Genomic DNA, 22,761 nt, shown 5'->3' with positions numbered 1-22,761 from the left:
TTCGCTAAGCCGCCATCGGCACGTCGATGCGGAGCGCGTCCACGTAGTCCGCACAGGACTGCCTGGACGCGACTCCGTGAACGACCTGCCAGCCGGCGGGCACCTGCAGCACCGCGGGCCAGATCGAGTACTGGCCCGTCGGGCTGACCAGCACCAGGAACATGGTGTGAGCCTGAGCTAACGGGGATGTCATGTCCCCAGAGTGACCTGCGCCACCTAGGGTCCGGCTATCTCCACGCTCAAGCTCACCCGACCGCGCGGTTCCCGATCTCCGCCCGCGTGTGATTACGTGGTGCCCGTGACTGTGGAACAGGTGGTCCTCCTGGCCGAGGACGGTTCGGCCATCGGCGTCGAGGACAAGGCAGTGGTGCACCACGCGGACACCCCGCTGCACCTGGCGTTCTCGAGCTACGTCTTCGACTCGGCCGGCAACACGATCCTCACCCGCCGGGCCCTGCACAAGAAGACCTTCCCCGGACTGTGGACGAACACCTGCTGCGGCCACCCGTTGCCCGCCGAGGACATGGAGCAGGCCGTGCTGCGGCGCCTGCGGGACGAGCTCGGCATGAAGGTCTCCTCCGCCGAACTGCTCCTGCCCGCCTTCCGCTACCGCGCGGTCATGGACGGCGTCGTCGAGAACGAGATGTGCCCGGTGTTCCGCGTCCTCACCGACGACGAGCCGGAGCCGAACCCGGACGAGGTCGACTCGACCGAACGGGTTCCGTGGGCTTCGTTCGCGGCTTCTGTGCTCGACGGCACGCGCGAGATCTCGCCGTGGTCGAAGCTCCAGGTCGCCGAGCTCGTGCGGCTCGGGCCCGATCCGCTGGCGTGGCCTGTCGCGGACCGGGCCGGGCTTCCTGAAGCCGTGGTGCTGTCACCACTCCAGTGATCCGCCGTTCCGGTACTCGATGACGCGGGTCTCGAAGAAGTTCTTCTCCTTCTTCAGATCCATCATCTCCGACATCCACGGGAACGGGTTCTCCGTCGTCTCCCACACCGGCTCCAGGCCGAGCTGTGCGCACCGGCGGTTCGTGATGAACCGCATGTACCGCTCGCACGGCTCGGCGTTCAGCCCCAGGATGCCGTTCGGCATGGTGTCGCGGCCGTACGCGATCTCCAGCTCACACCTCTCCGCGAGCATGGTCCGCACCTCCTTCTGGAACACGTCGTTTCACAGGTGCGGGTTCTCGATCTCGGCCTCGGGTCGTCTTCGGTGCTGGTGATGATCACCACCCGGCGATCAGGGTCGCCCCGAGAGTGATCATCACGGCGGCGATGAGGCCGTCGAGCACCCGCCACGAGCGGGGCTTCGCGAACAGCGGGCTGAGCAGTCGCGCGCCGTACCCGAGTGCGACGAACCAGGTGATGCTCGCGGTCACCGCGCCGACCCCGAACAGCCACCGGCCGGCCGCGATCGACCCGAGCAGCAGCAGGGTGTCGAGGTACACGTGCGGGTTGAGCCACGTCAGCGCCAGCGCGGTCAGCACGGGCCGGCTGCTGGTCTCCGGCGCGGCGTTCAGCGCTGACGGCCTGAACGCCCTTCGTGCCGCTAGAAACCCGTATCCCAACAGGAAAAGCCCGCCGACGACCGCTGCCACGGTGATCGCGGCGGGGAAGGCCTTCACGATCGCGCCGAACCCGGCGACGCCCACCGCGACCAGGATCGCGTCCGAGATCGCGCACACGGCGACGACCTGCGCGACCGCGTGGCGCCGAAGGCCTTGGCGCAGCACGAAAGCGTTCTGCGCGCCGATCGCGACGATGAGGGTGATCATGGTGCCGAAGCCGAGCAGCAGGTCTGTCACGCGGTCGACGGTATTGACGCGCTCTTGATGAGACCAGCTAAAGATTCTTACGTATCATTAGCGCTCGTGATGGACCTGGACCTGGTGCGGACGTTGCTCGCGGTCGTCGACGCGGGCACGTTCGACGCTGCCGCCACCGCGTTGCACGTCACGCCTTCCGCTGTCTCGCAACGCATCAAGGCGTTGGAGCAACGAACCGGCCGTGTGCTGCTGGTGCGGGCCCGCCCGGTGCGGCTGACCCCGTCGGGCGAGGCGATCGTCCGCTACGGTCGGCAACTGCTCGCCCTGGACCAGGACCTGGACGCGGCGCTCGGCGAGGACGCCGTGGTGCGGGTGCCGATCGCGGTGAACGCCGACTCGCTCGCCACGTGGTTCCTGCCCGCCCTGCACCGGGTCTCGCCGGAGCTCAGGATCTCGTTCGACCTGCACCGCGAGGACCAGGACCACACGACGGCGTTGCTGAGGCAGGGCCTGGTGATGGCGGCGGTGACGTCCTCACGCGAACCGGTGGCGGGCTGCTCGGTCACCAAGCTCGGCGAGATCCGTTACGCGGCAATGGCCTCTCAGTCCTTTGTGGATCAGCATGAGGACGGTCCGCTCAAGTCGTGGTTGCCGAAGGCGCCGGTGATCGTGTTCGACCGCAACGACGACCTCCAGGACCGGTTCGTGCGCACGCTGACCCGTGGCCGCGGCGCCTCGGAACACCGCCACCACGTCCCGTCGTCCGAGGTGTACGTGCGGGCGATCGTGACCGGCCTCGGCTGGGGAATGGTGCCACCGCAACAACTCCAGGCGGGCCTGGTCGACCTCGCGCCGGGTCGCACGATCTCGGTGCCGCTCTACTGGCAGCAGTGGAAGCTCGACTCGCCGGCGCTGACCGCGGTCGCCGAGGCGGTGGCCGCTGAAGCGCGCGTGGCGCTGCGGTAGCGATTAGCCTCCAGGCATGACGGGCGAACCGATGAACCTCAACGGGAAGATCGCGGTCATCTACGGCGCGGGCACGATCGGCGGCGCGATCGCGAGGGCGTTCGCGCAGGCGGGAGCCGAGGTCCACCTGGCTGCCCGCACCGAGGCGTCGCTCAAGGCCAAGGCCGGGGAACTGGGCGTCGAGTACGCCGTGGTCGACGCGCTGGACGAACGGAGCGTGGACGAGCACGCGGCGACGCTCGACCGGATCGACATCTCGGTCAACGTCATCTCCGACAACGACGTCCAGGGCACACCGCTGCACGAGATGAGCGTCGACGACTACCTGAGCCCGGTCGTCACCAACGTCCGCTCGAAGTTCCTCACCGCCCGCGCCGCCGCCCGGCACATGATCAGGCAGGGCGGGGGAGTCATCCTGTTCTTCGGCGGCACGAGTGACGGGCGGGTGCACCGGCGCTGGCAGCTGGGTGGCCTGGTCACGGCGTTCGACGCGGTCGAGGCGATGCGCCGGCAGATCGCCGCCGAGTTGGGCCCGCACGGCGTCCGGACGGTGACGCTGCAGACCGGCGGCATCCCGGAGTCCGTCCCCGGGACCTTCCGCGACCAGGTCGAACCCGACATCGTCGGCCAGACGGCGCTCGGCAGGGCGGCGACCCTGGAGGACGTCGGCAGGGCGGCGGTGTTCGCGGCCTCGGACTGGGGCCGCACGATCACGGGAGCGCAGGTCAACATCACGTGCGGGAGCGTTCTGAGCTGAAGCTGTCCGGTTCCTGGGCGGAACCTGTCGGGTTGCTGAACCCAGGAACCCGGCGCACCGGCCTGGGCGTTGTCCGATATGTGCTGATACCTCGACTAGCCGCCGCCGGCGGTTCCCTCGCCGTCGTCGCGACGATCGCCATGGTCGGCGCGCTGGACCTGACGGTCGGGCCGCTGCGCCGCACGATCAGCGAGTACGCGCTGGGCGACTACCGCCCGGTGTTCGACGTCGCCGTGCTGCTGCTGGCCGTCGGTTCTCTCGCGATCCTCGGTGTGCTGATCCACAAGGGGCTGGCGAAGTGGCGGTCGGCCGGGTCGATCGCGCTCGCCCTGTGGTCCGCCGGCCTGTTCCTCGTGGTGGCGTTCCCGAAGACCAACTGGGCGCTGGGCACCAACGAGCTCAGCGGCAGCATCCACCGGTTCGGCAGCATGGTCGCGTTCGTGAGCCTGCCGATCGCGATCATCGCGCTCGCCCGGCCGTGGCTCAGGGATCACGTGTGGGGGCGACACGCCAGATGGACGATGGCGTCCGGTTTGTTGAGCGTTGTCGCATTCATGCCGCTGCTGTACGCCATTGTGCTGGGCATGGTCTCCGACGTTCGGTGGTGGCGCGTGTTCCCGTTGGGGTACATCGAGAGGATCTTGCTCATCGCCGAGGTCGGCGCCGTGCTCGTGGTCGGGCTGTGGGCCGTCGCGGCCAGTAGGGTTGCGCCATGGCGAGTTGGGGAGACCTCGCGGATTACATCCGCGCCGAGTACGACGTCATCGAGGACCAGGGCGAGGAGCTGAGGGTCCTCTTCACCTTCGGGGACGTGGAGGAGGACGAGGACGACCGCACGCAGGTCGTGATCATCGTCCGGGAAGTGCTCGACAAGATGCACGAGTGGGTGCAGATCGCCTCCCCGTGCGGGCTGGCGTCGCAGGTGGACCTCCGAGCCGTCCTGGAGGAGGTGGGCAACTCCACCGTCGCGTGCGGTCTCGCGATCATGGGGGAGCACGTCGTGGTGCGGCACTCGCTGCCGCTCAAGGACCTCGACATCCACGAGTTCACCGACCCGCTCCAGCTGCTCGCCGGTACCGCGGACACGTTGGAAGAACAGTTCTGGGGAGGCGACGGCTACTGATGTTCGACCTGACTCCTGCGGCTGATCAGCTCGCGGGCCTGGTGCGAAACGTGACGGACGGCGACCTGAAGGCGTCGACCCCGTGTCCCGACTACACGGTCGGTGACCTGCTGGACCACGTGAACGGCCTGGCGGTCGCGTTCACGATGGCGGCGCGCAAGACCCCGTTGGAGGGCACCGCTTCCGGCGACGCGGCCCGGCTGCCGATCGACTTCCGCGAGTCCGTGCCGGCGCGGCTGGCCGACCTCGCGACGGCCTGGCGCGCGCCCGAAGCGTGGGAGGGCATGACTCGCGCGGGTGGCGTCGACCTGCCCGGTGAGGTCGCGGCCGCCGTGGCGCTCGACGAGATCGTGCTGCACGGCTGGGACCTGGCGAAGGCGACCGGGCAGCCGTTCGAGGTCGACGAAGGCCTGCTCCAGGTCGTCCACGGCTTCGTGTCGTCGATCGGCCCGGACGACCGCGACGGGTCGCTGTTCGGTGCGGCGGTGGAGGTCGGCTCGGACGCGCCTCTGCTCGACCGTGTCCTGGGACTCAGTGGGCGGAATCCTGGGTGGAGCCTAGGTTAGGCTCTCCTAATGTGAGAGCCATTACGGTGCAGGTTCGGGCAGGGCTGGGCGTCGGACGCCTGGCCGCCGCCATGGAGTCCCTGGTGGAACTGCATCCCGAGCTGTGTCGTTCCGGCTTCGCGCACCACGTGGTCGCCGATCCCGCCGCCGCCACCCCCGCCGCCCTCGCGGAGGCGGAAGCGGGACTCGACCTGCCCTCCGGTGTCCTGATGCACGTGGTGTGGCTCGACGCCGGGCCCGCGCACTCCGGCCGGATGGTGCTGGTGCTGCACGACATCGTGGCCGACCGGCTGCCCCGGATCCTGCCCTGGCTGGTGCAGGCCTGGAAACAGCCGGCGCTCGTCAGCTGATCCCTCGTTCGCTGCCAGTTCATGGACAGTTGGAGCGAACGCTTCTCCCGCCGCGCCACCGTGCCCGACCGTGGAGACCGTGCGCGGAGACGACGAGCAGTACCTCGCGGACCGGCTGGACCAGGTCCAGAAAGCGCTGCGGCAGGGTGACACCGAGGACGTGGTGCGGCAGGTCGGTCACGTGCGGGGCGAGAGCGACCCGAAGACCGCCGACACCCTCCTGCGGCTCGCGCTCGACCGCGAGCTGAAGGAGTCCAGGAAGAAGATCCGGATCTGGATGGCCGCCGCGATCGTCCTGGCCGTCGGGGCCGCGATCACCATCGCCGTGACCGTGCCCAGGACGAAGCTCAGCACCCTCATGGACACGGCGACCACGGCGACCACAGAGACGCGCACGGTCGTGTCGACCGTGCCGGTCCCCGTCGCCACCCCCAGCACGCCGAGCGGGTCACTCGCCCCTCCCGTTCCCGCACCCGACGGGTCGAACTTCACCGTGCTGCACGAGCTGACGGACTTCACGCTGGGCACCAGCCCGTGCGACACCACCCTCGAGGGCACGCTCAACATCGACGAACTGGCACCGGACGGCGACAAGCCCACGATCTCGAACTGCCTGCAGAACTTCGAGATCGACTCCCGTGGCGGCAAGTACATCGCCGAGGCGCCGCTCACCCAGCCCACCGCCGAGCAGTGCGAGACGCAGTCCAAGCGGGGCTCGCGGGCGCAGTGGAACAGGGGCGACCTCAAGCCCGGCCAGTTCGCCGTCTGCGTGACCTCGAAGGCGGGCAACGTCGCGTGGATCAAGCTCGTGGACAAGGCTCAGGAGGGACAGCTGCTGCTCAAGGTCGTCGTGTGGAAACCGGGCCGGCGCTGACCTTCCTGGCCACGAACACGTACTCGCTGCCCGGACGGTCCGGCGCGTCCCGCACGTCGACGACCTCGAAACCCGAACGGACCAGGCTCTGCTCGACCTCGGGCCGGGAGCGGAACCGCAGCGTCGAGTCCGAGGCGATCACCGACCCGTCCGTGAAGCGGTAGCTGTGCCGGAACGAGACGAACGGCAGGCTCACGTCGAGCAGTTCGAGCTGCTGCCGGACCCCGCCGCGCACTCGCGGTTCCGCCCGCGCCCAGTCCTCCCAGGCGCGTTGCTCCGGCCGCCGGGTCTCGAACACGAAGTGCCCGCCGGGCCGCAACGCGCCCCTCACACCTCGCAGCGTGGCCTCCCAGTCGTCGCCCAGGAACACCTGCGCCACGTTCCCGGTCATCGTCGCCAGGTCCACCTGGAGCGGGGGCAGCGTCGTCGCGTCGCCGTGGATCCAGGTGACCCGGGAATCCTTGGCGCGCGCGAGTTCCAGCGACGCGAGCGCGGGATCCACGCCCACGACGGTGAGCCCGGCGTCCGCCAGCAACGTCCCGAGGGAACCCGTGCCGCAGCCGACGTCCAGCGCGCTGTTCGCCCTGAGCTCGGTGGCGATCCCCACGTACAGGGCCAGGTCGTCGCGCGGGCCGTCGAAGGCGTCGTAGACCCTGGCCAGTCGCGGATCGGCGAAAATCGCGTCAGGCATGCCACATCCTCGGTCCTACGACGAACGGCATCAGCAACTCGATCACCTCTCGGTCAGGCTTTCCGTACAGCTCTTCCTCCGCGACGCGCCGCGCGATGCCGGCCAGGAAATCGGCCACCTGCACGCGGGCGTCGTACTGCGAATCGACCAGAGTGAGGCTTTCGAGCCACGGCGCCAGGTTCTTGAGCTGCTGTATCCGGCCATCGGTCAGGGACAGCTGCTGGTCGTGCACGATCGACACCGGCCCTCCCCACTGGGCCACGGCCCGAAGGATAGCCGGGAACAAGGGGTCGAGGTTCCCGCGAGGTCCCCTAGCGCGCAGCAGGTCGTTGTAGAGCTCCAGAGGCCCGGTCACCGAACCGAACTCCGCCCGCACCCGCGAGGCCAGGAACCGCCGCTTGTCCACGAGCTGCACACGGGCGCGACCGGCCAGCGGCCCGTCCGGTCCGAGGAACCACAGCAGCACCCACCGGTTCTTCGTCCGCAGCAGGTGGTTCGCCTTGTATTCCAAGGCGGGCGACTTGATCATCTCGCGCAGCGTCTCGACACACCCCGCGGCCTCCGCCTCGGACAGCGAGACGCCGGCGTGCGCGAAGACCGCCGTGACCCCGCCGACGAGCTTCTCGCCCTCGGACCCGGACTCGTCGCAGGCGATCTCCATCAGGACATCCGGAACACGGGCCCACGGGCGCGGAACGGCAGGTGCGCGCCCGCCGGTACGAGGAACGCGTGCTCGCGCCGGATCCGCAGCACGTCGCACCCGCCGTCGGTGATGACCAGGACCGGACCGCTCGACGGGAAGTCGTCCGCGCGTTCGAGCAGGTCGATGCCGGGCTGCAGCACCGTGCCGCCGCGCCCCCGCACCGTCACCCGTCCCGCGATGTCCTCCACGGGCACGTACCCGGCGTCATATGCCATCGCGTCACAGAAAACCACGCGTGCGGCCGGCACGTCACGTGCCGCGGCGTAGGAGGCGATCGCGCCGAGCGCCTTGCCCAGCAACTTGGGGTCCATCGAACCGGACGTGTCGAGCACGACGCCGAACGTCGGCCTCGACTCCAGCGACTCCGGCCGCACCCAGCCGGGCCGCGGAATGTCCGGAGTGGACGCTTGCCGCCGGGACGCACGCGCGTAGGTGCGCCGCTTCTCCGCGGCCGGAACGAACTCCTCGAACCACCGCGCCAGCTGGGCGTCCCAGGACAACGGCGGGTGCTCCAGTGCCCGGATCTCCTCGACCAGCCCGGCGGGCAGGAGACCGCGGGCGGACGTGTGGTGGCCCAGCCCGGTCAGCAACGCGCGCCGGTAGAACTCGTCCAGGCCGGTGACGTCCGCAGGGCCGCGCAGGGGTTCGCCGAGCAGGTCGCCCTGTTGGTGGCCCCGCAACGTGAGCAGCTTGCGGTACCGCCGCAGGTCCACGGCGATCCGGTCGTACACCGACTCCACCGACAGGCCGCGCAGTTCCGGGTCGTGCAGCACGCCCTCCGGTGGCGCGCCGACGCCCATCTCGACGAGCCAGCCGTTCACGACGAAGTCCGCGGCGACGTTCCACAGGTACGGGTCCCGCCCGCCGACCCGGTCGCAGTGGCGCAGCGCGGCGTGCAGCATCTCGTGCGCGAGCACGAACCGCCACTCCTGCTTCGCCAGGCCCGCCAACGGGTTCACGTAGATCTCGGCCGAGGCCGTGGACACCGCCGCGATCGAGATGTTCCAGCCGCGCGCCAGTTCCGCGTCCGCCACGACCGTCATCGTCGACGCCAGCGCGCCCAGCAGCGGGTAGGACGACACGAACCAGCCCAGCGCGAGCTGCCACTGCGTCCTGACCGGCCGCGAGTCGGTCAGCGACGACCGCGCGCCCCCCGCCACGTCGATCGCGGCGACGGCGGCGTTGGACAGCCCGGCGGCGAACCGCTGCGCCCACTTCTCCGGACTCGCGGACTCACCCCCGCGCACGCACCTGTCCGGCTCCCACGAGAACGGGCGCGTGCCGAACTTCAGCGCGGGCTGGAAGTCGAGCACGTCCGCACACGAGTGCGTGCCGAACCCCAGGTGCAGCAGGCAGTGCGCGAACACCCACGCCCACTCGTCGTCGGTCGCCCTCCTCGTCGGATGGGCGAACAACGAGCCGTCCAGCGAGATGTCCGCCCACGGATGATCGGACTGCCGGCGCACCCAGGTGCCCAGCGCGGCGAACAGCGGATGCGAGTCGATCCGCTTGTTCGCCGCGGCGAACGCCAGCGCGGCCGGGTCGGCGTGGGCCTTGTGCGAACGCCTGCTCATGCGCGGGCCGCGACCAGCCGGGGCAGGTCGCGGGTGACCTCGACGAGGAACCACGCGGGCAGCACGGGGTTGCCGTCGTCGTCGGCCGCGATCACCATCTGCGCGATCTCCAGCGACAGCTCGGCCAGTTCCAGCAGCAACGCCTTGCCCCGGTGCGCGAGCTGCTTGCCCGCCGCGGACGCGTGCGCCTTGTCGTGCGGCAGTTCCTTCACCAGCCGGGCGCGGAACGCCTCGCCCAGGAAGTACAGCAGGTCCCGGTCCTGCGGAGCGGACGGCCAGCGGGCGTCCCCGCGCAGCACGGCCTCCAGCCCGAACGCGTTGCGCACCGTCTTCACGTACGCCTTGAACATCGAGGCGTGGTTCGCGGTGACCGTGCCGAAGGCCAGCACTCCCAGCAGGTCCTCGGAGATGTCGTCACCGAACGAGCGCAGCGCGTCGGACAGCATGTGCCAGCCACGCGGCGTGGAGAACGTCTCCTCGACCTTCGGCGCCGCGCTCCACAGGTGGTCCGGGCGCTGCGTCAGGTAGTCCAGCACCCACGGGTGGATGTCGCTCTCCCGCGCCCACGCCAGCCAGTCGCGCGCGGACGCCGTGAGGTGCACGTGGATCATGCGGTTCACGAGCGCGGACGCCATCGGGCGCGCCAGGGCGTTGTCGACCGCCCGGTTGCCGGCCCCGATCACGATGGAGCCCTTGGGCAGCTCGTAGGAGCCGATCCGCCGGTCGAGGATCAGCGAGTAGAACGCCTTCTGCACCTCGGGGGAGCTGGCGTTGAGCTCGTCGAGGAACAGGCAGTAGGGGTCGTGCCGCGCGATCGACTCCGGCGGGGCGAACCGGGATCGGCCACCGACCAGTTCCGGAACTCCGATGAGGTCCTCCGGCGCGAGCTGCGTGCCCAGCAGCGTGACGCACTCGAGGCCCAGTTCGGCGGCGAACTTGCGGACGAGCGAGGACTTGCCGATACCCGGTGCTCCCCAGAGGAAGACCGGTCGGACGACGGCGACGTGCAGCAGCACCTCCGGGAGCTGTGCTGGTGTCACGGTGGTTGTGGATCGCATGAGGGCTTGAGGATGCCTGATCCGACTTGTTCCGGTCGCCCGAATTTGTTGACACGGGCAGAGGTCTAGTGCTGTGATTCAAGCCACCACTGATAGGAAACCTTCTTAACTAAATCGCCGCCGCGCCCTGCAGTCCCCTCGTGCACAGGAGGCTCCCTGTGGCCAGACCCCTGATGTTGGTCGTCCCGGCAGCACTAGCCATCGCTGTCGTCCCGGCCGTAGCCAACGCCGCCGTGGTCCAGTACCAGGCGGAGAGCGCGACCATCTCCAACGGCCTCGTCGAGTCGAACCACGCCGGCTTCACCGGCTCCGGGTTCGTCAACTACGACAACGAGGTCGGCAGCTCCGTCGAGTTCACCGTGAACGCGGGCACCGCCGGTCCGGCGACGCTCACGTTCCGGTTCGCCAACGGCCAGACGGCGAACCGCCCGATGGACATCTCGGTGAACGGCTCGGTGGTGGCGGGCCAGCTCTCGTTCCCGAGCACGGGCGCGTGGACGACGTGGACGACCAAGTCCACGACCGTCACCCTCAACGCGGGCTCGAACAAGATCAAGACTGTCGCGACGACGGTCAACGGCGGCCCGAACCTGGACCGGATCGACGTCGACGCCGGGTCGGGCACGCCGGACACCGTGGCCCCCTCGGTCCCCGGCAGCCTGCGCTCGACCGGCACCACGGCGACCTCGGTGTCGCTGGCGTGGAACGCGTCCACCGACAACGTGGGCGTGACCGGGTACGTGCTGTCCAACGGGCAGAACGCCTCCGGCACCACGCACACCGTCACCGGCCTGACGCCGGACACCTCGTACACCTTCACCGTGCAGGCGCGGGACGCGGCGGGCAACCTGTCCGGCGCGTCGAACTCGCTCTCGGTGCGCACCCAGCCGGGCACTCCCGGCGGCACCAGGCCGCACGACATCAACGGCCTGCTGCGGGTGTGCGGTGTGCAGCTCTGCAACCAGTACGGCAACCCGATCCAGTTGCGGGGCATGAGCACGCACGGCATCCAGTGGTACCACCAGTGCTCCAAGTCCCAGTGGTGGGACGCGCTGGTGAACGACTGGAACGCGGACTTCATCCGCGTCGCCATGTACATCCAGGAGGACGGGTACGAGACCGACCCCCGCAAGTTCACCGACATGATGCACGGCTACATCGAGGAAGCCACGCGTCGTGGCATCTACGTCCTCGTGGACTGGCACCAGCTCTCGCCCGGTGACCCGAACTACAACCTGTCCCGCGCCAAGACGTTCTTCACTGAGATCGCCAACCGGCACAAGGACAAGACCAACATCATCTACGACATCGCCAACGAGCCGAACGGCACGTCGTGGGCGAGCGTGAAGTCCTACGCCGAGCAGATGATCCCGGTCATCCGCAACATCGACCCGGACAGCCTCATCGTCTCGGGCACGAACGGCTGGTCGACGTTCGGCCACTCCGACGGCCAGAGCCCGTCGCAGGTGCTGAACAACAGGGTCAACGCGACCAACTTCATGTACTCGTTCCACTTCTACGCCCAGGCCCACAAGGACGCGTACCTCAGCGTCCTGGACCAGGTGTCGAGCCAGGTCCCCGTGTTCGTGACCGAGTTCGGCACGCAGGCCGCGTCCGGTGGTGGGTCGAACGACTTCACCATGTCGCAGAAGTACGTCGACCTGATGGCCCGCAAGAAGATCTCGTGGGCCAACTGGAACTTCTCCGACGACGGCCTGACGGGTGCGGTGTTCAAGACCGGCACCTGCTCGGGCACGACGTTCGCGGGCACCGGCGTGCTGAAGCCGGCCGGTGTGTGGGTGCGCGAGCGCATCCGGACGCCGGACAACTTCCCGACGTCTTGAGCTGACTGAAACGGGGTGTGGCCGCACGCGCGGCCACACCCCGTTCTGTTACGTCAGCGGCCAGGTGTGCACGGGTTCGTTGGCGTGCATCAGGTCCACATAGGTCCGCAGCATCGTGCGCAGCGCATCGGCCCGGTCCATGTGCGTGTGGTCGTAGTGCCGGTGGAACTCCCGGGCCTGCCAGGTGGCGCCGTTCACGCCGCTGAGGCACCGCTGCTCGATCACGCCCAGCAGACGATCCCGCTCGGACGAGTCGACGCCCCACCGGATCAGGCCCTCGTGCGCCAGCGGCAGCAGCCGGCGCAGCACCAGTTCGACCACCGGCACCGTGCCGACGCCGGGCCAGTACATCTGCGCGTCCATGCCGTTGCGCGAGGCGGCGTTGAAGTTCTCCTCCGCCGCCTGGAAGCTCATCTGCGACCACAGTGGACGTTCGTCCTCCGCCAGCGCGCGCACCAGGCCGAAGTACAACGCCGCGTTGGCGAGCGTGTCCACGACGGTCGGCCCGGCGGGCAGCACCCGGTTCTCCACGCGCAGGTGCGGGCGGTCGCGCACGACGTCGTAGACCGGCCTGTTCCAGCGGTAGATGGTGCCGTTGTGCAGCTTCAGCTCGCTCAACGAGGGCGTGTCGCCCTTGTCCAGCACGGCCAGCGGGTCCTCGTCGTCGGTGATGGGCAGCAACGCGGGGAAGTAGCGGACGTTCTCCTCGAACAGGTCGAAGATCGAGTTGATCCACCGTTCGCCGAACCACACGCGCGGCCGGACGCCCTGGGCCTTCAGCTCGTCACCGCGGGTGTCGGTGGCCTGCTGGAACAACGCGATGCGGGTCTCGCGCCACAGCTCCTTGCCGAGGAAGAACGGCGAGTTCGCGCCGACCGCGACCTGCACGCCCGCGATGGCCTGGGCGGCGTTCCAGTAGGCGGGGAACTGCTCGGGGCTGACTTGCAGGTGCAGCTGCGTGCTCGTGCAGGCGGCCTCGGGGACGATCGAGCTCGCCGTGAGGTGCAGGCGCTCGACGCCGTCGATGGAGATCTGCAGGTCCTCGCCCCGTGCGGCGAGCACCTGCTCGTTGAGCAACGCGTAGCGCGGGTTGCCCGAGAGCAGGTCGGGGGAGATGTCGCTGGTGCGCAGGGTCGGCAGGATGCCGTTGATGACCATGTGCGCGCCGACTTCGCGCGCCTTCTGCTCGGCGTCGTTGAGGCTGCGGCGGACCGTCTCCTCGAACGCCGTGATGCCGCCGCCCGCGAGCCGGCGCGGAGCCACGTTGATCTCGATGTTCCACTGGCCGAGCTCGGTCACGAAGTCGGGATCGTCGATGACGTTCAGCGCTTCGTGGTTCTTCATGGCGGGGTCGCCGTGTTCGTCGATCAGGTTGATCTCGATCTCGAGGCCGGTCATCGGCCTCTCGAAGTCGAACCTCGCTTCACGCAGCATCCGCGCGAACACGTCGAGGCACCGGCGCACCTTGGTGCGGTACCGCGTGCGGTCCTCGCGCGTGAACTCGTGCTTCGCGACGTCCTCGCCCATGGTGGCCTCCCGGCGGTCGAGGGTTCACCCCACCACTGTGCACCATGATTGATCAAGCCGACAGTCGTGTGTCTTGTTCCAGATCTAGACGGACAGGCCTCCCGCGGGCACCGCGATGGCGGTGACCAGGATGTCGCCCTGCACGAGCCAGCGGCCGTCGAACCCGGCGATCGGGCTGTCGGGCAGCAGGACACGGCTGTGGAACGTGCCGTCGGCGTCGAGGGTGATGTCCGCGTCCTCGAAGCCGAGCCAGCGCTTCGTGACCGGGAACCAGGCCTTGTAGGTGCTCTCCTTGGCGCTGAACAGCAGCCGGTCCCAGCAGATCTTCGGGTCGGCGGCCCGCAGTCCCGCCATCCTGGCGATCTCGGCAGGGATGGCGATCGCGCCCAGCACGCCGTCCGGCGCGGGCTTGTGCGGTTCGGCGTCGATGCCGATCGTCTCGAAGTCCGTGCTCCTCGCGAGCGCCGCGGCCCGGTACCCCGCGCAGTGCGTGAGGCTGCCGACGACGCCCTCCGGCCACAGGGGCTCGCGCTTCGGGCCCGGCAGGATCGCGGCGGGTTCGACGTCCAGGGCGCGCATGGCCTCACGGGCGCACGCGCGGACGGTGCTGAACTCGAAGCGGCGCTTGGGCACGGCGTTGCCGAGCTGCGCCTCCTCCTCGGGGAAGAGCTCGACCGGCTCGTCGTCGTGGTACCGCTCGACCACCGCGATGGGCGGGAGGAAAAGCTGCTCCAGCACGGTCACGACTCCCGCAGCACGTCGTGCAGCTTCACCCGGGTGGTGCCGCGTGGTTTCCACTCGCGCGGGTAGCCGAGCGAGACCTCGTCGAAGCGCACGCCGTCGTAGTGCGTCGTGCGCGGGATGTGCAGGTGGCCGTAGACCATCTCGACCACGTTGAACCGCTTGTGCCAGTCGGCGGTCAGCGTCGTGCCGCACCAGAGCGCGAACTCGGGGTAGCGCAGCACGAACGTGGGGTCGCGGACGAGCGGGTAGTGGTTGATCAGCACGGTCGGGCCGTCGATCCGCGCCAGCCGCTCCTCGGTCTCCTTCACGCGCGCCTCGCACCACGCCTCGCGGGACGGGTACGGGTCGGGGTGCAGGAAGTACTCGTCCGTGCACACCACGCCCGCCTCGTGCGCGATGGCGAGAGCGGATTTCACGTCCGTGGCACCCTGCGGCCGAAAGGAGTAGTCGTAACCCAGGAAGAGTGGACACACAGTGACCGGGCCCTGAGGACCGTCGAACGTGACGTACGGGTCCTCGGGCGTGATCACGTCGAGGCTGCGGCACAGCTCCACGAGCTGCTTGTAGCGCATCTCGCCGCGCGACTGGTTGTGGTCGTCCTTGGTGGTCCAGAGCTCGTGGTTGCCCGGCGACCAGATCACCTTCGCGAACTTCGGACGGAGCGTCCTGAGCGTCCATTCGATGGAGTCGAACTTCTCCGCGACGTCCCCGGCGATGATCAGCCAGTCGGCCGGGTCCGCCGGGGCGATCGCCGCCACGACGTCGCGGTTGTCCTGGTAGGAGACGTGCAGGTCGCTGGTGGCCAAGAGCTTCACGCTTCGACGGTAGCCGGGACGTCAACGAAGGATGATCGGTGCCCGGTGGAGTGACCGGGGTCCACCCGGTCGTGGGAGCGATACCACGACCGGTTATCCGTTCGTCGCAGACAGTGCGCCACTCGTCTCAACAGGGCAGGCCGTGCGTCGCCGTCGTGCCGCCGCTCATCGCCTTTCATGGCCTACCTACTTACCTGTTTTCCGGCCGCCTTCTTACTGTGAGCGCTGTCACCTGACGGAAAAGTCCTGGCGGAGGACCACACCATGACCGACTCACAGTTCGCTCGCACCCCGGACCCGCGGCTCGCGCGGCAGGTCCCGCCCCGTCAGGTGCCAGGGCGTGCCGTACCCCCGCGTCAGCCGGTGGTCCCGCCGCGCCAGGCGGCCGTGGGCCAGGCCCCGGTCCGCTACGGCCAGCCGGTCGACCCGCGTCTCGCGGGCAACCCGTCGTTCCGCCGCACGGTCGGCGCCGAGATCGCCCGCCACGCCCAGCAGCAGACCTACGCCGTTCCGCAGCGCCGCACCACGGCCGAGGACACGGCCCTGGCCACCCTGCTCCGCTCCCGTCAGCGTGCCGAGTCCGCCCGCCAGGACCCGCGGCCCGCCGACGTGCTGCCCCGCGACTCGTGGATGCGGCCCTCCGCGTGGCCCGAGACCGCGGCCGAGTCCAGCCGCGGTGACGTGATCGAGCAGCTGTCCGCCCGGCTGGTGTCCGCGAACCTGTGGGCCGTGGTCGAACCGCTGATCCCGCCGGCCAAAGTCCGCCGCCAGGGTGGCGGCCGCGGCCGGGTCTGCAACCGGTCGGTGTTCACCGCGATCGTGTTCGTGCTGTCCTCCGGGTGCGCCTGGAGGCACCTGCCCGCGTCGTTCGGGGTGACCGTGCCGACCGTGCACCGGCGGTTCCAGGAGTGGACCGACATGGGCCTGTGGGTCCGGCTCCGCCGTGCCGCGGCCGAGGGCGCCTGCGGGACCGAGGAGCTCGACTGGATCCGCGCCGTGCTGGACGCCGCCGATCGCCGGGCCGCGAAGGCCGCCGGCTGATCGTTCCGACCTCGCCGGAGTCACCCTGCGCAAGGGTGGCTCCGGCGTTTTCGTGCTCTCAGATGCCGTTGATGCCCGCGTGGTACTTCGGCACCCGCACGGTGATCTTCGTGCCCAGCCCGCACGCCGTCTCCACGACCAGGCCGTACTCGTCCCCGTAGACCCGCCGCAACCGCTCGTCGATGTTCCCGAGGCCGATGCCCGCGGACTCGTCCACCTGCCCGGCGAGCGTGCGGCGCAGCTTCTCGGGGTCCATGCCGATGCCGTCGTCCTCGATCGTGATGTGGGCCTCGGCGCCGCCGTCGTTCGCGTAGATCTGGATGTGGCCGGGCTCGACCTTGCCCTCCATGCCGTGCCGCACGGCGTTCTCCACCAGCGGCTGCAGGCACAGGAACGGGACGGTCACCGGCAACACCTCGGGCGCCACCTGCAACGTCACCTTCAGCCGTTCGCCGAACCGGGCCCGCTCCAGGGCCAGGTACTGGTCGATCGACCGCAGCTCCTCGGCCAGCGTCGTGAAGTCGCCGTGGCGGCGGAACGAGTACCGCGTGAAGTCCGCGAAGTCCAGCAGCAGGGTCCGGGCGCGCTCCGGGTTCGTGCGGACGTAGGAGGCGATGGCGGACAGCGAGTTGTAGATGAAGTGCGGCGAGATCTGCGCGCGCAGGGCCCGCACCTCGGCCTCGACCAGGCGCGTCCGCGAGCGGTCCAGCTCGGCCAGTTCCAGCTGGCCCGCAGCCCAGCGCGCCACCTGGTTCGTCGCCCGCACCAGTCCGGCCGAGGCCTCACGGGAGTAGGCCGCCAGGGTGCCGACGACCCGGCCCTCGACGGTCAGCGGGGCCACGACGGCGCAGTTGATCGGGCAGTTCGGTTCGGTGCAGCCGATGTCGAACGCCTGGGTGCGGCCGGTCAGGAAGACGTCCTCGGCCTGGGCCATGGCCTCGTGGGCGTGGTGCTCGGAGACGCCCTCCCAGGCCACGACCTCGGTCTCGTCGGTCAACGCCAGCGCGGGCGTGTCCAGCAACGTCCGCAGGTGCCTCGCCGACTTCTTCGCCGCGTCCGGGACCAGGCCGGCGCGCAGCGGGGGAGCGGCCGACCACGCCGTGTGGAGGGTCTCGTAGGTGACGCGCTGGGCCTCTGTCGAGAGCGACTGCTTGTTGCGCGTGCCCCGCCACAGGACGAGGACGGCCGCTCCGCCGACGATGAGGATCGCGGCGGCGGTGAGGAAGTCTTGCATGGGCGCGTCCCCTTCAGCTTCGCTCTTCGCCTGACGAAGGACCGGAGCCGTCCAGCCCGAGGTTCTCGGGCGCGTGGAGCTTGACCATCGTGCGCTGCACGCCCGGCGGCACGTGCCGTTGGGTGAGCAGCGAGACGACGTACATCACCGAGAAGCCGAGCGGGACCGTCCACGCGGCGGGACGCGACAGCAGGATCTCGTACCAGGCGTCGCCGGTGTCGGTGAACATCGTGACGAGGCCCGCGGTCAACGCCGGCACACCGCCCGCGAGCATGCCGGCGATCGCGCCGACCGTCGTGATGCGACTCGACCAGATGCCCAGCATCAGCAACGGGCACAACGAGGACGCGGCGACGGCGAACGCGAGACCGACCATGTCCGCGACGGGCATGCCGGTCGACACGAACGTCATCGCGAGCGGCACGATCCCCGCGAGCACCGTGGAGATCCGGAAGCCGCGCACCCCGCCCAGCCGCAGCACGTCCTGCGAGAGCACTCCCGCGAGCGACACCACCAGGCCCGACGACGTGGAGAGGAACGCCGCGAACGCGCCCCCCGCGACCAGCGCGCCGAGCAGTTCGCCGCCGATGCCGTCGATCATCCGCGTCGGCAGCACCAGCACCACGGCGTCGGTCTGGCCGGTCATCAGCAGCTCGGGCGTGTACAGACGGCCGAGAGCGCCGTACATCGGTGGCATCAGGTAGAAGACCGCCAACAGGCCCAGCACGATCAACGTCGTGCGGCGCGCGGCCGTGCCGTTCGGGTTGGTGTAGAAGCGCACGATCACGTGCGGCAGGCCCATGGTGCCGAGGAACGTCGCGATGATGAGCGAATAGGCGCCGTACAACGGGAAGTCCTGGCCGCTCGACATCGGCAGCGACCACATCTCGTTGGTGTTGTGCTCCATCGTGGACAGGTGCGGGACCGGCGCGTCCTTCGGGAACGTGAACTCCGACCCCTGCCCGATGCGGTGGTAGCCCTCGGTCAGCACCACGACGGTGTTCTCGACGCGTGCGCCGTCGATCTCGCCGGTGCCCCTGATGGAGATGAACTTCTCGGCGTGGATCGTCGTCGAGCGCTGGAAGACGACCTCGGTGTCCTGCCGGAACATCGGGTACTCGGGCTCGGTCAGCGAGTCGGCGCCGTGCACCTGCCACACGACGATCAGGAACACGATCGGCACGGTGATCGCGGTGAGCTTGAGCCAGTACTGGAACGCCTGCACGAACGTGATCGACCGCATCCCGCCGGACATCACGTTCGCCGTCACGACCACCGTGACGATCAGCGCGCCCACCCAGTCCGGCGCGCCCGTCACCGTGTTCAGCGTCAGTCCGGCGCCTTCCAACTGCGGCAACAGGTACAGCCAGCCGATCGCCAGCGCCAGGACCGACGCGACCGCCCGCACGCCGCGGGACCGGAAGCGGGCCTCGGCGAAGTCCGGCAGCGTGTAGGCGCCGGACCGCCGCAACGGCGCCGCGACCATCGTCAGCAGCACCAGGTACCCGGCGGTGTAGCCGACCGGGAACCACAGCATGTCCGGCCCGTAGGCGAAGATCAGCCCGGCGATGCCGACGAACGACGCCGCCGAGAGGTACTCACCGCCGATCGCGGAGGCGTTCCACCACGGCGAGACCGTGCGCGAGGCGACGTAGAAGTCGGACGTCGTGCGGGAGACGCGCAGCCCGTAGGTGCCGACCAGGATCGTGCCCAGTGCGACGACCACCACCGCCACGATGGCGTACCCACTCGTCATGGACGTTCGACCAGCTCCGCGAACTCGCGTTCACTGCGCTCGGCCTGGCGCACGTAGAACCAGCCGGCCAGCAGCAGCATCGGGCACGTCGCCACGCACAGCAGGAACCACGGCAGGCCGAGCCCGAGGATCCGGAACCTGCCGAGCTCCGGCTCGATCGCGAACAGCAGCGGCAACAGGGCCAGCGCCCCGGTCGCCACCAGGCACACCGACAGGCCCAGCCGCCGTTGCGCGCGGATCAGCGTGCGCATGTAGACGGCGCCGAGCTCGCTCTGCTCGTTGATCTCGCGCGTGCCGGGGTAGGGGCGGCGCGCACGGGGTGCCCGCGTGCGCGGGCTCGTCACCACCACGCGCTGAGTCGGCCTCGGGTCCGGTCTCCGGGGTGGCGGCGTCGTCACGACCCGAGCCCGTTCCTCGGTTGCAGTACCCCGGTGACCGGTGTGGGCCGGGCGCGGCGGACGAGCAGTTGCCGCAGGTGACGGGCGTGCCGGCGGCTGACCGGCAGCACCGCGCCGCCGATCGTGACGCTCAGGTGGCCGTCCTCCAGGCGCAGTTCGTCGATGTGGCCGAGCGACACCAGGTGGCTGCGGTGGATGCGGACGAACCCGGCGCTGCGCCAGCGTTCCTCGAGGCCGTTCAACGCCGCGCGCACCAGGCCGCTGCCGGTCGCGGTGTGCAGGCGGGCGTAGTCGCCGTGCGCCTCCACGTACCGGATGTCGGCGAGGCGGATGAACCGGGTGACGCCGCCGAGTTCGACGGGGATGACCTCGTCACCCATCTCCGGCGGCGTGGAGTTCGTGGGCTGCGCGGGCGGCGGGGCGGTGGGTTCGGCCGCGGTCTTCGAGTCCCAGACCTCGTGCACTATGCGGTGCACGGACTCCGCGAGCCGTTCGGGACGCACGGGCTTGAGCAGGTAGTCGAGCGCCTTGAGCTCGAACGCTTCCACGGCGGGCTGCTGGTGCGCCGTCACGAACACGACGGGCGGCGGCTGCGCGAACCGCGAGAGCACCCTGGCGAGGTCGAGACCGTCGAGCCCGGGCATGCGGATGTCGAGGAAGACCGCGTCCAACGGCTGACCGGCGTCCATCGCGCGGTGCAGCACCCGCAGCGCCTTGGTCGCGTCGGTGACCGCTTCCACGTGGGCGATGCGCGGATCGGAGCGCAACAGGTAGGTGAGGTCTTCCAGCGCGGGAGCCTCGTCGTCGACGGCGAGCACCCGCAGCGAGCGCTCGAGGCTGCCACGTCGATCCGGCCCCTCGCAGATGGGGCAGGGCAGACCTGAGGTCATTCGAGATCGAGTCCAAACTGTGTACGGCCGATCCTCACGTGGCGCGATTGGACCACGTTCGGTCATCGCGCGCCTGGTGAGCCGAGGGCGTCGGATACGCGATCATGCCCCCTCACGGAGGGTGACCCGCTGCGGGGGTCCGGTTGCACAGCGTGTGCACGAGAACGAGCACCCCCTCCGACCCCGGAAACGCCGATCGGCCGCATCATCCGCCAGGGGGAGGACGAGCGGAAACCCTCCGATCGGGTGTCAGGACTGCCGGATCGCGCGCGGCTGAGCCGCCAGCGCGTCACCAAGCGTGATCTCCAACTCGATGAACGACTCCTCGGCACGACGGGCGGCCACGCTCACGGAGGCGGCGGCCGCCGGGCCGATCAGTCTGCGGGTGGGGGCGCGCAACGCCTGGATCGCCTCGGACCACTGGTTCGAGAGCTTCGCGAGACCGCTCAGCGTGTCCACGAGCTCCTCGGTGTTGTCCGGCGGTGACTCGATGATCTCCGCCAGCCGGTCGCGCAAGGCGTCCAGTGCCGGGTCCACTTCAGTCCTCCAGACAGGCCGCGCCAGCCATTTTGCCACTGGGCCTCACCATATCCCGAAGACTGTGGCCCACTGCAATGATGTTGCCCCCAACGGCGTCACATGGTCAATCGATTGCGCATTCCGTCTCATCAGGCGCTTGTCTCACTTGGCGCACACATTCGGCGGTAGTCCGAAAAGGACGCGGTGTCGAGTGGTATGACTTGTACACGGCCGATCTGGGGGGATGCGGTGAAGTATTTCGTGATTCAGGACGGTGGCCCCGCTCCACTCGCTCTCGTGCGCACGGACGGCGACCGGGAACAGAAGCTCGCCGGCACCGGGGAGTGGGCCGATTCCGCCCTGCTCGCCGCTCCCGAGCCGGGGTGGACCGTGACGGAGACCGCGGCGCACGAGTTCTACGACCACGTGTACGAGGCCATGCGCGAGGCACGGGCCGGGCTGCCGTGTGTGGCGGTGCTCTCGTCCACCTACCGCGTCGACGAGTTCGTCACCGTGACCGCGGTGCTGCGCCGGCGCGACGGCGTCGAGGAGTGGCTCGGCAGGGACAACGTCTGGCAGCCGGGAGACCCCGGCGGGACGATCCGGCTGCCCATCAGCGAGGAAGAGCTCGGCCGTCACCAGTGGACGGCCGCGCGGCCGTCGTGGTTCGTCCTGCACGAGTCGAACGACCGGGTGCGCGCCGTGGTCAGGAAGATCCCGTCCGCGGAGGAGGCCTTCACGCGCGAGCTGCGCTGGGAGCCGTCCGACCTGCTCGGTCGCACCGGCCTGCGGGTCGAGGAGGTCCACGAGTACGCCGCGAAGGACGCGAGAATGGCCATCGAGGTCGCCGTGCGCGGCCGGCGGCACCGCGGCCTGACCCGGTACTTCGCGCTGTGGGACGGGAAAGAGTCCGAACCGCGGTACCTGCACTCCGTGATCAGGCGGACCGCGCTGGGTGCCGAGGAGGTCCACACCGGGCGCGGGGGCTGGCAGCCGACGAGAGTGCTGCGCCGCCTGGAGGACACGCTCCTCAAGGCGCTTCCCGTCAGTGAGGAGGAGGCCGGGGTGATCATCGCGGCCGAGCCCGCGCGGCGGTGCTTCCGGGTGCTGTCCGTGGAAGGGCCGCACCTCCCGTTCGCCGTGGTCCGGGTGGACGGCGAGCACGAGGAGGCGTTCACACGCGACCTGGTGTGGGGGCCGTCGACCCTGCTGGCCGACGTGCGCGAGCACCGCGGCCGGTGGGTCGAGGAGCTCTCGCCCGGCGAGTCAGCCGACCACGCCGCGTACCGGCTGGCCCTCGCGCAGCGCAGGCTGTGGCAGAGCCACGAGTGGCAGGGACCTCGGTACCACGCGATCTTCACCGACATCTGCCAAGCCCTCGAGCTCACGAACGCGATCGCGCTCGTCGAGGGGGACACCTGGGAGGAGTACGTGTACCGCCGGGGGGAGTGGACGCGGTGCTCGCTGCTCCGGGGCGTCAGCAACGGCGGCAACACCTACGAGGAGCTGCCGATCAGCCCGGACGAGGCCCGGCGGCTGATGGAGCTCCTCGACGCCCGCTGACC

Annotated in this window: 26 protein-coding genes; 11 read left to right on the top strand and 15 right to left on the bottom strand. The window is 69.7% G+C overall.

Annotated features, from left to right (window positions below; genetic code table 11):
* Nucleotides 1-4: 4 nt before the first annotated feature.
* A complete protein-coding gene (locus tag PV646_RS32270) occupies nt 5-193 on the bottom strand; it encodes an MbtH family protein (protein ID WP_500346074.1) in 189 nt (62 codons plus the stop codon).
* Between the two features lie 105 nt (nt 194-298).
* Here PV646_RS32270 and idi point away from each other — a divergent pair, with 105 nt between their 5' ends.
* Complete coding sequence (idi, locus tag PV646_RS32265; protein WP_500346073.1) at nt 299-889, top strand: isopentenyl-diphosphate Delta-isomerase; 591 nt, start codon at nt 299-301, stop codon at nt 887-889.
* Here the strand turns inward: idi and PV646_RS32260 are convergent.
* Together PV646_RS32260 and PV646_RS32255 are read right to left on the bottom strand one after the other, a co-directional pair.
* Complete coding sequence (locus PV646_RS32260) at nt 875-1,165, bottom strand: ribonucleotide-diphosphate reductase subunit beta (protein ID WP_500346072.1); 291 nt, start codon at nt 1,163-1,165, stop codon at nt 875-877. The genes idi and PV646_RS32260 overlap by 15 nt on opposite strands.
* Before the next feature lie 61 nt (nt 1,166-1,226).
* Complete coding sequence (locus PV646_RS32255; RefSeq protein ID WP_500346508.1) at nt 1,227-1,775, bottom strand: LysE/ArgO family amino acid transporter; 549 nt, start codon at nt 1,773-1,775, stop codon at nt 1,227-1,229.
* A gap of 99 nt (nt 1,776-1,874) precedes the next feature.
* Here PV646_RS32255 and PV646_RS32250 point away from each other — a divergent pair, with 99 nt between their 5' ends.
* The 7 genes from PV646_RS32250 to PV646_RS32220 all read left to right on the top strand — a co-directional run bounded on the left by PV646_RS32250 (nt 1,875) and on the right by PV646_RS32220 (nt 6,402).
* Nucleotides 1,875-2,732, top strand: coding sequence for a LysR family transcriptional regulator ArgP (locus PV646_RS32250; protein WP_500346507.1), 858 nt, complete (start codon nt 1,875-1,877; stop codon nt 2,730-2,732).
* Between the two features lie 16 nt (nt 2,733-2,748).
* Nucleotides 2,749-3,489 (top strand): SDR family NAD(P)-dependent oxidoreductase, encoded by a 741-nt coding sequence (locus tag PV646_RS32245; protein ID WP_500346071.1) that lies wholly within the window; start codon nt 2,749-2,751, stop codon nt 3,487-3,489.
* A complete protein-coding gene (locus PV646_RS32240; RefSeq protein ID WP_500346070.1) occupies nt 3,468-4,277 on the top strand; it encodes a DUF998 domain-containing protein in 810 nt (269 codons plus the stop codon). The genes PV646_RS32245 and PV646_RS32240 overlap by 22 nt, the downstream gene beginning before the upstream one ends.
* On the top strand, nt 4,202-4,612 hold the full coding sequence (locus tag PV646_RS32235; protein ID WP_500346069.1) for a type III secretion system chaperone family protein: 411 nt from the start codon (nt 4,202-4,204) through the stop codon (nt 4,610-4,612). Before PV646_RS32240 ends, PV646_RS32235 begins: the two co-directional genes overlap by 76 nt.
* Nucleotides 4,612-5,178, top strand: a complete 567-nt coding sequence (locus tag PV646_RS32230; RefSeq protein ID WP_500346068.1) for a TIGR03086 family metal-binding protein — start codon at nt 4,612-4,614, stop codon at nt 5,176-5,178. The genes PV646_RS32235 and PV646_RS32230 overlap by 1 nt, the downstream gene beginning before the upstream one ends.
* A gap of 11 nt (nt 5,179-5,189) precedes the next feature.
* Nucleotides 5,190-5,528 (top strand): hypothetical protein, encoded by a 339-nt coding sequence (locus PV646_RS32225; RefSeq protein WP_500346067.1) that lies wholly within the window; start codon nt 5,190-5,192, stop codon nt 5,526-5,528.
* A gap of 70 nt (nt 5,529-5,598) precedes the next feature.
* Nucleotides 5,599-6,402 carry a hypothetical protein gene (locus PV646_RS32220; RefSeq protein ID WP_500346066.1) on the top strand — a complete coding sequence of 268 codons (804 nt, stop codon included), beginning with the start codon at nt 5,599-5,601 and terminating at the stop codon, nt 6,400-6,402.
* Here PV646_RS32220 and PV646_RS32215 read toward each other — a convergent pair.
* From PV646_RS32215 to PV646_RS32200, 4 genes are read right to left on the bottom strand one after another with little or no spacing between them, the layout of a single operon-like run.
* A complete protein-coding gene (locus PV646_RS32215) occupies nt 6,368-7,093 on the bottom strand; it encodes a class I SAM-dependent DNA methyltransferase (RefSeq protein ID WP_500346065.1) in 726 nt (241 codons plus the stop codon). The two genes, PV646_RS32220 and PV646_RS32215, sit on opposite strands and share 35 nt — an antisense overlap.
* Nucleotides 7,086-7,754 (bottom strand): hypothetical protein, encoded by a 669-nt coding sequence (locus tag PV646_RS32210; protein ID WP_500346064.1) that lies wholly within the window; start codon nt 7,752-7,754, stop codon nt 7,086-7,088. The genes PV646_RS32215 and PV646_RS32210 overlap by 8 nt, the downstream gene beginning before the upstream one ends.
* Nucleotides 7,754-9,370, bottom strand: coding sequence for a vWA domain-containing protein (locus tag PV646_RS32205; protein ID WP_500346063.1), 1,617 nt, complete (start codon nt 9,368-9,370; stop codon nt 7,754-7,756). Before PV646_RS32205 ends, PV646_RS32210 begins: the two co-directional genes overlap by 1 nt.
* Nucleotides 9,367-10,428, bottom strand: a complete 1,062-nt coding sequence (locus PV646_RS32200; RefSeq protein ID WP_500346062.1) for an ATP-binding protein — start codon at nt 10,426-10,428, stop codon at nt 9,367-9,369. Before PV646_RS32200 ends, PV646_RS32205 begins: the two co-directional genes overlap by 4 nt.
* Nucleotides 10,429-10,586: 158 nt before the next feature.
* On the opposite strand from PV646_RS32200, the gene PV646_RS32195 reads away from it, so the two are divergent.
* Nucleotides 10,587-12,272 carry a cellulase family glycosylhydrolase gene (locus PV646_RS32195; RefSeq protein WP_500346060.1) on the top strand — a complete coding sequence of 562 codons (1,686 nt, stop codon included), beginning with the start codon at nt 10,587-10,589 and terminating at the stop codon, nt 12,270-12,272.
* A gap of 48 nt (nt 12,273-12,320) precedes the next feature.
* On the opposite strand, the gene PV646_RS32190 is transcribed toward PV646_RS32195, so the two are convergent.
* The 3 genes from PV646_RS32190 to PV646_RS32180 all read right to left on the bottom strand — a co-directional run bounded on the left by PV646_RS32190 (nt 12,321) and on the right by PV646_RS32180 (nt 15,358).
* Nucleotides 12,321-13,799 carry a glutamate-cysteine ligase family protein gene (locus PV646_RS32190; RefSeq protein WP_500346058.1) on the bottom strand — a complete coding sequence of 493 codons (1,479 nt, stop codon included), beginning with the start codon at nt 13,797-13,799 and terminating at the stop codon, nt 12,321-12,323.
* A gap of 84 nt (nt 13,800-13,883) precedes the next feature.
* Nucleotides 13,884-14,537, bottom strand: coding sequence for a 4'-phosphopantetheinyl transferase family protein (locus PV646_RS32185; protein ID WP_500346057.1), 654 nt, complete (start codon nt 14,535-14,537; stop codon nt 13,884-13,886).
* Between the two features lie 2 nt (nt 14,538-14,539).
* A complete protein-coding gene (locus tag PV646_RS32180) occupies nt 14,540-15,358 on the bottom strand; it encodes a metallophosphoesterase family protein (protein WP_500346056.1) in 819 nt (272 codons plus the stop codon).
* A gap of 264 nt (nt 15,359-15,622) precedes the next feature.
* Between PV646_RS32180 and PV646_RS32175 the strand changes: the two genes are divergently transcribed.
* Complete coding sequence (locus tag PV646_RS32175; RefSeq protein ID WP_500346055.1) at nt 15,623-16,399, top strand: transposase; 777 nt, start codon at nt 15,623-15,625, stop codon at nt 16,397-16,399.
* 58 nt (nt 16,400-16,457) lie between these two features.
* Here the strand turns inward: PV646_RS32175 and PV646_RS32170 are convergent, their stop codons facing one another.
* From PV646_RS32170 to PV646_RS32150, 5 genes are all read right to left on the bottom strand, one after another.
* Nucleotides 16,458-17,633: a sensor histidine kinase gene (locus PV646_RS32170; RefSeq protein ID WP_500346054.1), complete on the bottom strand. Its 1,176-nt coding sequence runs from the start codon at nt 17,631-17,633 to the stop codon at nt 16,458-16,460.
* Nucleotides 17,634-17,646: 13 nt separating this feature from the next.
* Nucleotides 17,647-19,389: a sodium/solute symporter gene (locus PV646_RS32165; protein WP_500346053.1), complete on the bottom strand. Its 1,743-nt coding sequence runs from the start codon at nt 19,387-19,389 to the stop codon at nt 17,647-17,649.
* A complete protein-coding gene (locus PV646_RS32160; RefSeq protein WP_500346052.1) occupies nt 19,386-19,739 on the bottom strand; it encodes a hypothetical protein in 354 nt (117 codons plus the stop codon). Before PV646_RS32160 ends, PV646_RS32165 begins: the two co-directional genes overlap by 4 nt.
* Nucleotides 19,740-19,783: 44 nt before the next feature.
* Entirely contained in the window at nt 19,784-20,677 is an 894-nt protein-coding gene (locus PV646_RS32155; protein WP_500346051.1) for a LytR/AlgR family response regulator transcription factor, read from the bottom strand.
* Between the two features lie 249 nt (nt 20,678-20,926).
* The gene (locus PV646_RS32150; RefSeq protein WP_500346050.1) at nt 20,927-21,214 is read right to left on the bottom strand and encodes a hypothetical protein; all 288 of its coding nucleotides are present in this window, start codon (nt 21,212-21,214) and stop codon (nt 20,927-20,929) included.
* A 231-nt stretch (nt 21,215-21,445) separates the two neighbouring features.
* On the opposite strand from PV646_RS32150, the gene PV646_RS32145 reads away from it, so the two are divergent.
* Complete coding sequence (locus PV646_RS32145) at nt 21,446-22,759, top strand: hypothetical protein (RefSeq protein WP_500346049.1); 1,314 nt, start codon at nt 21,446-21,448, stop codon at nt 22,757-22,759.
* The last annotated feature ends 2 nt before the right edge of the window (nt 22,760-22,761 follow it).

It is taken from the genome of Streptomyces sp. ID05-26A (genome assembly GCF_033794685.1).
Lineage (GTDB): Bacteria > Actinomycetota > Actinomycetes > Mycobacteriales > Pseudonocardiaceae > Lentzea.
This window is presented reverse-complemented; position numbering and strand designations above follow the sequence as displayed.

Coding starts and splice junctions, on each gene's coding strand:
- PV646_RS32270 (WP_500346074.1), bottom strand. CDS start 193: ATGACATCCCCGTTAGCTCAGGCTCACACCATGTTCCTGGTGCTGGTC.
- PV646_RS32165 (WP_500346053.1), bottom strand. CDS start 19,389: ATGACGAGTGGGTACGCCATCGTGGCGGTGGTGGTCGTCGCACTGGGC.
- PV646_RS32245 (WP_500346071.1), top strand. CDS start 2,749: ATGACGGGCGAACCGATGAACCTCAACGGGAAGATCGCGGTCATCTAC.
- PV646_RS32235 (WP_500346069.1), top strand. CDS start 4,202: ATGGCGAGTTGGGGAGACCTCGCGGATTACATCCGCGCCGAGTACGAC.
- PV646_RS32205 (WP_500346063.1), bottom strand. CDS start 9,370: ATGAGCAGGCGTTCGCACAAGGCCCACGCCGACCCGGCCGCGCTGGCG.
- PV646_RS32215 (WP_500346065.1), bottom strand. CDS start 7,093: ATGCCTGACGCGATTTTCGCCGATCCGCGACTGGCCAGGGTCTACGAC.
- PV646_RS32190 (WP_500346058.1), bottom strand. CDS start 13,799: ATGGGCGAGGACGTCGCGAAGCACGAGTTCACGCGCGAGGACCGCACG.
- PV646_RS32250 (WP_500346507.1), top strand. CDS start 1,875: ATGGACCTGGACCTGGTGCGGACGTTGCTCGCGGTCGTCGACGCGGGC.
- PV646_RS32230 (WP_500346068.1), top strand. CDS start 4,612: ATGTTCGACCTGACTCCTGCGGCTGATCAGCTCGCGGGCCTGGTGCGA.
- PV646_RS32200 (WP_500346062.1), bottom strand. CDS start 10,428: ATGCGATCCACAACCACCGTGACACCAGCACAGCTCCCGGAGGTGCTG.
- PV646_RS32155 (WP_500346051.1), bottom strand. CDS start 20,677: ATGACCTCAGGTCTGCCCTGCCCCATCTGCGAGGGGCCGGATCGACGT.
- PV646_RS32255 (WP_500346508.1), bottom strand. CDS start 1,775: ATGATCACCCTCATCGTCGCGATCGGCGCGCAGAACGCTTTCGTGCTG.
- PV646_RS32210 (WP_500346064.1), bottom strand. CDS start 7,754: ATGGAGATCGCCTGCGACGAGTCCGGGTCCGAGGGCGAGAAGCTCGTC.
- PV646_RS32175 (WP_500346055.1), top strand. CDS start 15,623: ATGACCGACTCACAGTTCGCTCGCACCCCGGACCCGCGGCTCGCGCGG.
- PV646_RS32170 (WP_500346054.1), bottom strand. CDS start 17,633: ATGCAAGACTTCCTCACCGCCGCCGCGATCCTCATCGTCGGCGGAGCG.